The sequence below is a fragment of the Acinetobacter sp. YH01025 genome (assembly GCF_013420185.1).
GTDB lineage: Bacteria > Pseudomonadota > Gammaproteobacteria > Pseudomonadales > Moraxellaceae > Acinetobacter > Acinetobacter indicus.
Genome location: NZ_VOYR01000004.1, coordinates 41,206 through 52,953 on the forward strand (window position 1 = coordinate 41,206; position 11,748 = coordinate 52,953).

The window sequence follows — 11,748 nt, forward strand, 5'->3', positions numbered from 1 at the left end:
TGGTTTTTGCCTTAACTTTTTGCTGAAAAATGGGTAGGCTATAGCCGTTCATCTACGGTATAGGTCTTATGAAACAGGAAACTGCACTCAAACTCTTAAAAGCGGGCGAAAATGTATTTTTAACAGGCTCGGCCGGTGCAGGGAAAACCTATACGCTCAATCAGTACATCAACTATTTAAAAGCACGTAAAGTGCCGGTGGCGATTACGGCCTCGACCGGAATTGCCGCCACACATATGAATGGTATGACCATTCACACCTGGGCCGGCATTGGTATTAAAGATGTCTTGTCTGATGCCGACCTGAAAAATATGAAAGAGCGCAAATATCTGAAAGAACATCTGGAAAATGCGCAGGTCTTGATTATTGACGAAATTTCGATGCTGCATGCCAAGCAGTTGAATCTGGTCAATCAGGTACTGAAATATTTTAAGGAAAGCGATGAAGCCTTTGGTGGTATTCAGGTGATTGTCGCCGGTGATTTCTTCCAGTTGCCGCCGGTGGGCAGAAATGATGAACGTAATCGCGATAAATTCTGCTTTATGTCGGAGGCCTGGGTCGAGGCCAAATTCCGGGTCTGCTATTTGACCGAGCAGCATCGTCAGGGCAATGACTTTTTAAACGATATTCTCAATGCGATTCGTCGTCAGGATATTGGCCCGCAGCATCTGCAGGCGCTGCAAAATACCCGTCAGCAGGATATTGGCGACACCTTTACCCGTTTATATACTCACAATATGGATGTCGATACCATTAACTTTAAGCATTTAAATGAAATTGATGCTGAAAGTCGCCAGTTCGATGCCAGCTGTGATGGGAATGACAAACTGATTGAAACCTTAAAATCTTCGGTGCGTGCGCCTGAAACCTTGACCCTGAAAAAACATGCCAAAGTGATGTTTGTTAAAAACAACTTTGATATGGGTTATATCAACGGCAGTCTGGGCGAGGTGATTGGCTTTGAAGAAGATGATGAATATGGCTGCCTGCCGAAAGTCAAACTGACTGATGGCACGGTGCTGCTGGTCGAACCAGAAACCTGGTCGATTGACAATGAAGCCGGAAAAACCATTGCCAGTTTCCAGCAAATTCCGTTGCGTCTGGCCTGGGCAATTACCATTCATAAATCACAAGGCATGACTTTAGAAGCGGCAGAAATTAACCTGAGCCATACCTTTGAAAAAGGTCAGGGCTATGTGGCACTGTCACGTTTAAAAACTCTAGATGGCCTGCGTTTATTGGGCTTTAACGAGCAGGCGCTGGAGCTGGACAGTCTGGCAATTAAAGCCGATCGCCGTTTTCAGGAACTGTCAGATGAAGCAGAACAGAATTTTGCCGAAATTGACCTGACCGCACAGCATAAAGCCTTCATCCGGCATTGTGGCGGCACCTTGAATGAGGTTGAAATTGAACGCAATGAACGGAAAATCGCACGCAGTGGCGGTAAGCAGAATTATGCCTCGGCAACGCTAGATGAAACCCGGGCCTTGTTTGAAGAAGGTTATGAGATTGAAGATATTGCCCATGAACGTGGCCTGACTCCAGCGACGATTATTAACCATCTGGCGCGTTTGCATAAGGAACAGGGACTGGATATTTCGGTGGCGCATCCGGGTGAGGAAGTGGTGGAGCAAATCCGCAAAATTTATAAACGCCTGCAAAAACGTCAGCAAAGTGATCATTTTAATGATGATGGCACGATCAAGCTGCGTCCGATTGTCGAGCTGACCAGTCCGCGCATGGGCTATGATCAGGTGCGTCTGGCCTTGCTATATGTAGAATAAACTTTTCATCCTTCCGTAATAAAAGAGCATCTTAAAGATGCTCTTTTTTATGCTTATTCGTTATTTAGACGTATTTCAACTCATCTTCATCTTGCTTAAAAACAGCGTCATCTCTTAACAGCTGCCTTATTTAGAATAATGAAACCAACTCATGGAATTTATGCTAAGATGAATTTAATTCATATTTTTATTTTTAAGGCGACATTGCATTCAGCGCAGTGCATCTCCTGATTTTGAGATACTTCATTTCCCATGCTTGAAATTCGTCATTTAAAAACCTTATTGGCCTTACGCGAACATGGTTCACTGGTGGCCGCGGCCAATGATTTATGCCTGACCCCATCTGCCATTTCCCATCAGTTGAAAGAGCTGGATCACTGGTATGGGGTGGAAGTGGTTAATCGTCGCTCGCGTCCGGTGACGTTTTCCAATGTGGGGCAGCGTTTACTGAAACTGGCAGATGATATTTTGCCGCAGATCCAGATTGCCCAAACCGATATTACCCGGATTGTGCATGGGCAAACCGGCCGGATTATTTTTTCTTCGGAATGTCATAGCTGTTTTGACTGGCTGATGCCGCTGTTAAATCAGTACCGCCAGCAATATCCCGATGTTGATTTGGACTTTGCTTCCGGTTTTGAAGCCAATCCGCATGAATTATTACAACATGCCGAATTTGATTTGCTGATTACTGCTGACCCGATTGCCTTAAAAGGCATCGAGTATTTCCCGATTTTTGAATATGAGTCGCGTCTGGTGCTGTCCAATACCCATCCATTGGTACGTGCTGCGGACATTTCGGTGCAGGACCTGGCCGAAGAAACTTTAATTACCTATCCGGTGGATAAACACCGCCTGGATATTATGGCCAAGCTGTTTATTCCGGCCAATATCTATCCGAAAGCCATTCGCACCACAGATTTAACCCAGATGTTAATCCAGCTGGTGGCCAGCGGTCGGGGTGTGGCGGCCTTACCGGACTGGGTGGTAAATGAATATGAACAAAAAGGTTGGGTCACTTCACGCCGTCTGCATTGTGTTTCGGCAGAAGGACTACGCCGCACGCTGTATGCTGGCTATCGCAGTGAAGAAAAAGAAAAAAGCTATTTTGAAGGCTTCCTGAAACAGCTGGAAAAATTTTCGCAAAAGCGTAGTCATTACTATGCACAATAACATCCGCACAAATAGCGTAATTTTTGAGTAAATAATGGTGAGGATTCAGGTCGTTGAATCATCTGCCAGCTACGCCATTTATTTAGGAAAAACATAAGCTGAGATGTTTTTTCAATAAATGACAGTTACTGAACTTGATAAGCTCAAGTCACAAGATTGAAGTGAGTAAGGGTATGTCCAAAGTACAATGGTTCAGCAGGGATATTTGGATTATTTGTGCAGGTTTTGTCGCGGCGATGCATGTCGGTAAATTACCGCCAGCGGTGCCGGTATTACAGCAGGAACTGGGGATCGGGCTGGTACAAGCTGGTTTGTTGCTGTCGCTGGTGCAAGGGGCTGGTATGCTGTTTGCACTGACCTTGGGCAGTTATGTCGAAAAAATTGGACTGAAACGCTGTGTCTTGCTTGGACTGGGCTTACTAAGCGCAGCCAGTTTGCTCGGTGGGCTTAGCCAAAGCGTCAGCAGTTTGCTGCTGCTGCGGGTAGTGGAAGGATTTGGCTTTTTACTGGTGACCTTAAGTGGTCCGGCCTATATTCGCCAGCTGGTGCCGGCAGAAGAAATTTCCGCCAAAATGGGCTTGTGGAGTGCCTATATGGGCGGCGGCATGGGGATTTCCTTATTACTGACGCCGTGGCTAATCACCATGATGGGCTGGCAAGGGGTATGGCTGACGCTAACACTATTGACCTTAAACCTGTTTGCGCTGGTCGCCACCCGAGTGCCGAAACCGCAACAATCAACCCAGAAAATTGAAGTGTTTCAGCTGATCAAAACCACGCTCAAACATCCACCAGCGTGGATGCTGGCATTGATGTTCGGCACCTATGCCGGACAATGGTTTAGTCTGGTCGGTTTCTTACCGACGATTTATCAGCAAAACGAGATTTCCTTGACGCTGGCAGGCGCATTAACTGCCTCGGTGGCGATTGCCAATGCAGTCGGGACCTTTGCCTGCGGCATCATGTTGCAGCGCGGTTTGCTGCCTAAAACTTTAGTCCAAACCGGTTTTATCATCTTGATGCTGTGTGCCTTAAGTTTCTATATCTTTCAGGCCCAGTTACCATTTTTACTGCAGTTTGCCTGCGTGTTTAGCTTTTCGTTATTTGGTGGTCTGGTCGCCGCGGTGGTCTTTGCTCAAGCCTTGCGTTTTGCGCCTAGTCCGGTGGCCATTAGTGCGACCATTGGCATGATTTTACAGTGCTCAGCGACATCGCAGTTTCTGTTGCCACCAGCAATTGCTGCGATTGTTTCTGCCACCGGAGACTGGTTCTGGGTCGGTATTGTGATGGCTGCGTTCTCGGCAATGGGCTGGCTATTATGCCAAAAGCTGTTTCAGGCCGATGTACGTGCCTAATCGTGTATCCGTATCTCTTTAAAGCCGTGTCTGTATGAAGCGGCTATTTAGAACCAATCAATAACGATAAAATGCCGGCGGCAATTAATGGTCCGACCGGCACACCGCGCAGCAAGGCCACACCGGCAACCGTACCAATCAGCAGGCCAGCGACAATATTCGGTTGATGGCTCATCAGCTGTACCCCACGTGCACCGAGCCAGGCCACAAACAGGCCTATGCCAATCGCGAGTATGGATTTCCAGTGCATAAATGATTTCAGGATTTCATCACCGGGGATTTTACCGCTGGCAATGGGCGTTAGTACGCCAATGGTCAAAATGATAATGCCAATATTTAAACCATGCTGTTGCAAGAGCGGAAAATATACTTCCAGTGGTGTGATGCGAAACACGATTAACACCGCGGCGGCAATGGTGACGGCAGTATTGTGACTAAAAATACCGCAGGCCAATAAAATAAGCAGAACAATCAGGTTTAAATCGAGGTGTGACATACAGGCTGAACACGGTGGCATGGGAGAAAAAGAGGCCATTATTGTAGCCTTTTTCAGCGGGGCCTGCTGATAGATTCCAACTCCAGCGCGGTTTCAGTATAAAATACGCCATCTTCCATATTGATACAGCTTTCACTCCACAGGTAATTCGATGACTTTAGAAAAAATGTTGCAATCGCAAGGCTTTGGTTCACGCAAACACTGCCAGCAGCTGATTCAAAATGGTGCGATTGCCATTGAGGGTGAAGTCATCACCCAACCCAAACAGAAACTGCAGTTGCAGGGTTTAAAATTTTCGGTCTATGGGCAGGACTATACCTATCGGGAGAAGGTCTATATCGCGTTAAACAAACCGCAAGGTTATGAGTGTTCACATCAGGCCACCCATCATTTTAGTGTGTTTGATCTGTTTGACGATATTTTGCTGAACCGTGGCCTGCAATGTGTGGGACGTTTAGATCAGGACACCACCGGTTTGTTATTGCTAACTGATGATGGCCAGTTTTTACAGGCGCTGACCCATCCGAAAAAGTATGTGGCCAAAGTCTATCGCATGTACACCGCAGATCCGGTCACAGATGCGCAAATCCAGCAACTGGCAGATGGAGTCGAACTGCGCAATGAAAGCGGCATTTTTGCTGCCACCGATATTTGCCGTCTGGCCGAGCACGAGCTGGAAATGACCATTCATCAGGGTGTCTATCATCAGGTAAAGCGGATGCTGGCAGCAGTTGGCAATAAGGTGGAAAAGCTGCATCGTCAGCAAATTGGCGCTTTAAACCTGCCAGAACTCGAGTTGGGGCAGTGGATCTATTTAGATGACGCCCAGGTACAGCAGGCGCGTACCCGGATGCAGGATTAAACCGGCTTTTAATAGATTGGGCTATTTTAAGAAACAGTGGTAGGTCTGAAACTCATTGTCTTTAATAAAGCCCATCTGTTCATACAGTTGATGCGATTGATAGTTGTTGTTCTGGGTTTGCAGACTAATCCGTAGTGCATTGTTATGACGGGCAAAATGAATTGCGGTATCAATCAGCTGTTTGGCCGAGCCTTGACGACGATAGACCGGCGTCACATAGACATCATCCAGAATATAATAGGTGGTACAGGCCACCGAAGAAAAGCCTAAATACAGCAGGATAAAACCGGTAATCACCTCATCTTTCACATGAATAAAAATCACGCTTTCATGATTTTCAAAACGCTGTTGTAAAAACTGGTGTGAAAGCTTCAGGTTAGAAGATGCACCATAAAATTGACGATATTCATCAAATAATACGGCCAGCTGCTCGAGATCTGCTACGGTTGCGCGTCTGACAATCATCCATGACTCCCTGCATATCTTATTGTTGTCTATGCAGCATAACCAAGTTTTTAGCAGATTAAATTAAAATATTGTTTATAAATACAACACTGTTAACTTTTGTCAGTTTCACCCAAGAGGGCATTTAATTCGGCAAACAGGTCCAGATCTTCATCGTCCAGTGGGGAAGTGTCGGTGCTGACGGGCGCAGGTGTTGGTGTGGCCTGAGTATTTTGCTGTTCTTGCTTGAGCTTTCTTAACTTGATCAGCTGCTCCAGATTAATATTCTGGTTTTCGATAGAAAAAGGAATAGATTTGGTCAGAACGACCTGTTTAAAGAACAGACGAACCGCTTGTGCCGGTGTAATCCCCAACTGTTTAAACACGGCAAAAGCCTGTTTCTTTTCCTGAGAATCCAGGCGAATTTGATAAACTTCAGTTTTTCTCATGATTTTAATTAATTTAAGTGCACTTAACTGTGTAGACACATTTTAATCTAACCATTTGTAATTTCAATATTCATACACAGGAAAAATTGAAATAAATGTAATGACAATTAGATTACAGTGTCAGGTCAAATTGGGAGCTAAACGCCATTGCTGCTTTGCTGATTGGGTCCTGAAAGCAAATATCTTTGGCCAGAAGCTGTAAAGGCGCAGAAAAATCATCTTCCGTTTTATGCTGCACCTGCGGATAAAATGGATCGTTTAAAATGGCAATTCCAAGCTGATTTAAATGCACCCGCAATTGATGCTGCTTACCGGTGACAGGTTTAAGCAAATACTTTGCCAAATGACCGTTATGCGCTAACAGCTCAATATCGGTTTCGCTGTTGGGTACTCCATCCACCACCTGCATGGTATAAAACGGCTGACCTTTTTCCATGCGGTAACGGGTGGTGCAAGGAAAACTTAAATCGGCACGAAAAGGTGCAATCGCATGATAGGTCTTGCGGACCTGACGTTCGGCAAACATTTGCTGATAAAGACCACGACTGGCCGGCTGTTTGGAAAATAGCACCACGCCGGCAGTTTCCCGGTCTAAACGGTGAATCGGGGTCAGCTGTTCATTGCCAGTTTGCTGTTTCAAACGCACCAGTAAGGTTTGCTGCACATATTGTCCGGTTGGGCTCATGGTCAGAAAATGCGGTTTATCTACCACCAGCAAATCTTCATTTTCAAATAAAATCTGGTGTTGAAACGGTACTGTTACTTCATGGGCTAAAAAACGATAGTAAAAACAGTGTGTATGTGCCTGAAAGGGACTGTCTGTGTTTAGACGCTGACCATGTGCATCATAGACCAGACCATCCTGAAAGCGCGACAGCCATTCAGCTGCAGAAATATGCGGAAACTGCTGGCACAGGTAGGCATACACTGTACTTGCCGATGATGGCTGCAAGTAAACTTTGCTGGCGCTAACACCATTAATCATCGGGGGAATAAAATCGGCAGTGGAGCTCATGAACGGGTGCACATCTCAAATTAGGTAACAAATGCTGTGAAAAAATACAGATTCTGACGCAGTCGAATAGGCTTTTAAACGGCTGCGATGCTATCATAATTGCTGTTTTGAATCATGTCGCGAGTATTATGCAGTATTCATTTTGTCTGAACCTGAACAATGAACAAGAGACCCAAAATCTGGCTCAGGTTTTGGCGGCGCATTTCCCGCGCGGGGTGATTTATCTGATTGGGGATTTGGGCGCAGGGAAAACCACGCTAACCCGTTATCTGTTACAAAGCTTAGGTCATCAGGGATCGGTAAAAAGTCCGACCTATACCCTGGTGGAGCCGTATCAGGTCAATGGTCAGGATATTTTCCACTTTGACCTGTATCGCCTGAATGACCCGTATGAACTGGAGCTGATGGGCATCCGTGATTATCTGGATACAGCAAACGCCTTATTTTTATTTGAATGGCCATCAAAAGGTGGGGATGAAATTCCAGCACCGGACCTGATTATTAATATTCTAAAGTCTGAAGATGAACTGAGCCGCACCGCAACTCTCAACTCGTCTTCTGCCGCTTTGCAACACGCTCTGGAGCAGAATTTTACCCATGTCGGCTGATTTAAGTACACGTCGTATCCGCGCGCTTGATCCGGCACTGGCTAACCAGATTGCCGCCGGAGAAGTTATTGAGCGTCCGGCTTCTGTGGTCAAAGAATTATTAGAAAATGCGATTGATGCCGGTGCGACCGAACTGATTATCCGGGTGGAACAGGGCGGCAGTACCCTGATTGAAATTATTGACAATGGGCGCGGCATTCATCCTGAAGATCTGCCCTTGGCAGTGATGCGTCATGCCACCAGTAAAATTCAAACTGCCGATGACTTGCATGCCATTGTCAGCCTCGGTTTTCGCGGTGAAGCGCTGGCGTCCATTGCCGCAGTATCGCGTTTAAGCCTGATCAGCAGCCAGACAGATGAAGGGGTGGGCTATCAGGTTGAAGTGAATGGCACGGCTTTTGATTATCAGGAGATTGTGCCGGTGGCTGCGTCGAAAGGAACCCATATTCGGGTGCAGGATCTGTTTTTTAATGTGCCGGCACGCCGTAAATTTTTAAAAAAGCCGGGTACCGAATTTGGCCATATTGAAGAAATTGTGCGCCGTCTGGCACTGACGCATTTTGATATCCGTTTTGTGCTGGAACATAATAACAGCATCAAGCTGAACCTGCCGGTTGCTGACAGCGGCGAGCTGCGTTTTCAGCGTGTACAGCAATTGCTGGGACGACAGTTTACCGAAAATGCTTACTGGATTGATGCCGATAGTATCAGCATGCGTCTGTCGGGCTGGTTGGGCCATCCTTCCGATGCGCGGGCACAGGCCGATTTACAATATGTCTATGTAAATGGCCGGATTGTTAAAGACAAGACCATCTCACATGCGCTGCGCATGGCCTATGATGGTATTTTGCATGGTCATCAGCATGCGGCGTATTTGCTGTTTCTGGAAGTTGAACCTGAAAATATTGATGTCAATGTGCATCCAACCAAGCATGAAATCCGCTTTTTAAACCAGCGTGAAGTGCATGAGTTTGTGCGTCATTATGGCAAAGAAACCCTAGCACAGTTCCAAACCGCCAGTGCCGACTTGGCCACGGCCATGAAAACTGAAACCCCGGAGCCGGTGTTTGCGGCGCAGCCACGTTATCAGGAACAGTTCCAGCTGCATAAAGCAGCCGAAGCCATCGTGCCAGTATCTAATCAGGCGGCACCAGAATTACTGACAGATTTTAGCGATGCTCGCCCGCAAAGTGTGGATTATGCACTACCACAAGGCCAGAAAATGGCCAGTGGCCAGAATACCGGTTATAGCAATGCCTATACCGGTTCACAGCAGCTGAACAATGCGCTAAAAAGCTATCTGGCACCGTTACGTGAGCTGGATGAATCTGCATTGTCCAGCCCACAGTCGGCCGCAGGTGAGACGCAGCCAGCTCCGGTAGATGAACATCCGCTTGGGATTGCCATCGCCCAGTTACATGGAATTTACATTCTGGCGCAAAATACCGAAGGCTTGATTATTGTCGATATGCACGCGGCACATGAGCGGATTTTATTACAGCAAATGAAATCGGCTTGGGATAAGCCGGAATTCTGGACCTCACAGCAGCTGCTAATTCCTAAAGTGATTAGCATTAGCCGGATGCAGGCGATGCGGATTGAAGAGCTAAAACCGCAGCTGGCACGTTTAGGGCTGGATCTGGATCAATATGGTGATGAGCAGGTGATTGTGCGTGGGGTGCCGGCGATTTTGCATAAGGCCAATTTTGATGCGCTGATTCCTGAATTGTTGAATGATCTGGACCCGGCCGATGAAGCACAAGCGCTGCTACAAAAACGTGACCAGATTCTGGCCGGCATGGCCTGTCATGGTGCCGTGCGTGCGCATCGTATGCTGAGCCTGTCTGAAATGAACGCCTTGCTGCGCCAGATGGAACAAACCGAATTTGCCAGCCAATGTAATCATGGCCGCCCGACCTGGCGTGCCTTTCCATTGGCTCAATTAGATAAACTTTTTGCTCGAGGAGAGTAGTGGTACATGTCAAATCAATTGCCGGTCATCAATTTAATGGGACCTACTGCAAGCGGTAAAACTGCTTTGGCGTGTGAACTCTATGAACTGGGGCATTTTGAGCTGATTTCAGTCGATTCCGCTTTGGTGTATCAGGATATGGACATTGGCACCGCCAAACCAAGCAAAGCCGAGCAGGCGCGTTATCCGCATCATCTGATTGATATTATTACCCCTTTAGAGGTGTATTCTGCTGCGCAGTTTGTAGAAGATGCCTGTGCTTTAATTGATGATATGCATGCGCGTGGCAAAACCCCGATTCTGGTGGGCGGAACTATGCTGTATTTCAAGGCCTTGCTGGAAGGGTTGTCCAGTAATTTGCCAAGTGCAGATTATGCGGTGCGCGCTGAAATTGAAGATAAGGCTGCACGTGAAGGCTGGGAAGCGGTGTATGCCGAATTGTGCACGGTAGATGCTTTAGCCGGACAGAAATTTAAAGTCAGCGATAAGCAACGGATTATCCGGGCCTTGGAAGTGTTCAAGTTAACCGGTCAACCTATTACCAAACTACAAGCAGAACAGCCCAAAAATGTACCATATCGTTACACTTTTCATAATCACGCCTTGCTGCCAGATCGGGTAGAATTACATCAACGTATAGAAAAACGATTAGAAATAATGTGGTCAATGGGTTTTTTGAATGAAGTAGAAAGGCTTATTGAAAAATACGATTTAGATGAGAATTTACCCTCTATGCGCTCTGTTGGATACCGACAAGCTTTAGAATTTCTAAAGAAAAGTGATAAAAGTCTCAATAAAAAGCAGGAAATGGAGGATAAGGCCCTATTTGCAACACGACAACTTGCAAAACGTCAATATACTTGGCTCAGATCGTTGCAGGAATCGCATAAAATTCAAACATATTTTACGATAAAGCAGGCTCAAGAAGACTTGCGAAACTGTTACGGATAAAGCAAAATTTATGAACTGTCTTTTTTATAAATTTTAATTGAAAAATAAAGATAGTTTTTGCGCTGATTTTTAATTATTTTTGGAGTTATAACATGTCTAAAGGTCAAACTTTACAAGATCCGTTCTTGAATTCTCTCCGTAAAGAACGTATTCCAGTTTCTATTTTCCTTGTAAACGGTATTAAATTACAGGGTCATATCGAATCTTTTGACCAGTATGTGGTGCTATTAAAAAATACAGTAAGCCAAATGGTTTACAAACACGCGATTTCTACAGTTGTACCTGCACGTAATCCACGTCCTGCTGGTGCACCTGCTGGTGCTCAAGGTGCTGGTGGCTTCGGTGGTCAAGGTGGTGGCTTCGGCGGCGGACAAGGTGGTGGCTTTGGTGGTCAAGGCAGCTTCGGTGGTCAAGGCGGCGGCTTCGGTGGTCAAGGTGGCTTCGGTGGTCAAGGCGGCGGCTTCGGTGGTCAAGGCGGCGGCTTCGGTGGTCAAGGCGGCGGCTTCGGCGGTCAAGGTGGCTTCGGTGGTCAAGGCGCTGGCTTCGGTGGTCAAGCTTCTGGTTTTGACAACGACTCTAAATTTGAAGATTCTCAAGAAGATGACAACAACCGTTAATCAATATTAATGGCTTAAGTCC

Annotated in this window: 12 protein-coding genes; 8 read left to right on the top strand and 4 right to left on the bottom strand. The window is 46.4% G+C overall.

Going from position 1 to position 11,748, the window contains the following annotated elements:
• Positions 1-68 precede the first annotated feature (68 nt).
• The 3 genes from FTT89_RS05965 to FTT89_RS05975 all read left to right on the top strand — a co-directional run bounded on the left by FTT89_RS05965 (position 69) and on the right by FTT89_RS05975 (position 4,312).
• Positions 69-1,784, top strand: coding sequence for an AAA family ATPase (locus FTT89_RS05965; RefSeq protein ID WP_104484300.1), 1,716 nt, complete (start codon positions 69-71; stop codon positions 1,782-1,784).
• 252 nt (positions 1,785-2,036) lie between these two features.
• Positions 2,037-2,957, top strand: coding sequence for a LysR family transcriptional regulator (locus FTT89_RS05970; protein ID WP_005177438.1), 921 nt, complete (start codon positions 2,037-2,039; stop codon positions 2,955-2,957).
• A 173-nt stretch (positions 2,958-3,130) separates the two neighbouring features.
• Complete coding sequence (locus tag FTT89_RS05975) at positions 3,131-4,312, top strand: CynX/NimT family MFS transporter (RefSeq protein ID WP_228289040.1); 1,182 nt, start codon at positions 3,131-3,133, stop codon at positions 4,310-4,312.
• A gap of 43 nt (positions 4,313-4,355) precedes the next feature.
• On the opposite strand, the gene FTT89_RS05980 is transcribed toward FTT89_RS05975, so the two are convergent.
• On the bottom strand, positions 4,356-4,808 hold the full coding sequence (locus FTT89_RS05980) for a DUF441 domain-containing protein (protein WP_034597660.1): 453 nt from the start codon (positions 4,806-4,808) through the stop codon (positions 4,356-4,358).
• Between the two features lie 151 nt (positions 4,809-4,959).
• Here FTT89_RS05980 and FTT89_RS05985 point away from each other — a divergent pair, with 151 nt between their 5' ends.
• Entirely contained in the window at positions 4,960-5,670 is a 711-nt protein-coding gene (locus tag FTT89_RS05985) for a pseudouridine synthase (RefSeq protein WP_180006540.1), read from the top strand.
• Between the two features lie 21 nt (positions 5,671-5,691).
• Here the strand turns inward: FTT89_RS05985 and FTT89_RS05990 are convergent, their stop codons facing one another.
• The 3 genes from FTT89_RS05990 to FTT89_RS06000 all read right to left on the bottom strand — a co-directional run bounded on the left by FTT89_RS05990 (position 5,692) and on the right by FTT89_RS06000 (position 7,578).
• Positions 5,692-6,135 (bottom strand): GNAT family N-acetyltransferase, encoded by a 444-nt coding sequence (locus FTT89_RS05990; RefSeq protein ID WP_005177446.1) that lies wholly within the window; start codon positions 6,133-6,135, stop codon positions 5,692-5,694.
• Between the two features lie 92 nt (positions 6,136-6,227).
• On the bottom strand, positions 6,228-6,563 hold the full coding sequence (locus FTT89_RS05995; protein WP_005177448.1) for a type II toxin-antitoxin system RelB/DinJ family antitoxin: 336 nt from the start codon (positions 6,561-6,563) through the stop codon (positions 6,228-6,230).
• A 112-nt stretch (positions 6,564-6,675) separates the two neighbouring features.
• Positions 6,676-7,578 (bottom strand): RluA family pseudouridine synthase, encoded by a 903-nt coding sequence (locus FTT89_RS06000; RefSeq protein ID WP_016658238.1) that lies wholly within the window; start codon positions 7,576-7,578, stop codon positions 6,676-6,678.
• Between the two features lie 128 nt (positions 7,579-7,706).
• Here FTT89_RS06000 and tsaE point away from each other — a divergent pair, with 128 nt between their 5' ends.
• From tsaE to hfq, 4 genes are all read left to right on the top strand, one after another.
• The gene (tsaE, locus tag FTT89_RS06005) at positions 7,707-8,186 is read left to right on the top strand and encodes a tRNA (adenosine(37)-N6)-threonylcarbamoyltransferase complex ATPase subunit type 1 TsaE (protein ID WP_075166770.1); all 480 of its coding nucleotides are present in this window, start codon (positions 7,707-7,709) and stop codon (positions 8,184-8,186) included.
• Positions 8,176-10,158 (top strand): DNA mismatch repair endonuclease MutL, encoded by a 1,983-nt coding sequence (gene mutL, locus FTT89_RS06010; RefSeq protein ID WP_180006539.1) that lies wholly within the window; start codon positions 8,176-8,178, stop codon positions 10,156-10,158. The genes tsaE and mutL overlap by 11 nt, the downstream gene beginning before the upstream one ends.
• A 6-nt stretch (positions 10,159-10,164) precedes the next feature.
• Entirely contained in the window at positions 10,165-11,109 is a 945-nt protein-coding gene (miaA, locus tag FTT89_RS06015) for a tRNA (adenosine(37)-N6)-dimethylallyltransferase MiaA (RefSeq protein WP_005177459.1), read from the top strand.
• Positions 11,110-11,201: 92 nt separating this feature from the next.
• Entirely contained in the window at positions 11,202-11,726 is a 525-nt protein-coding gene (gene hfq, locus FTT89_RS06020) for an RNA chaperone Hfq (protein WP_180006538.1), read from the top strand.
• The last annotated feature ends 22 nt before the right edge of the window (positions 11,727-11,748 follow it).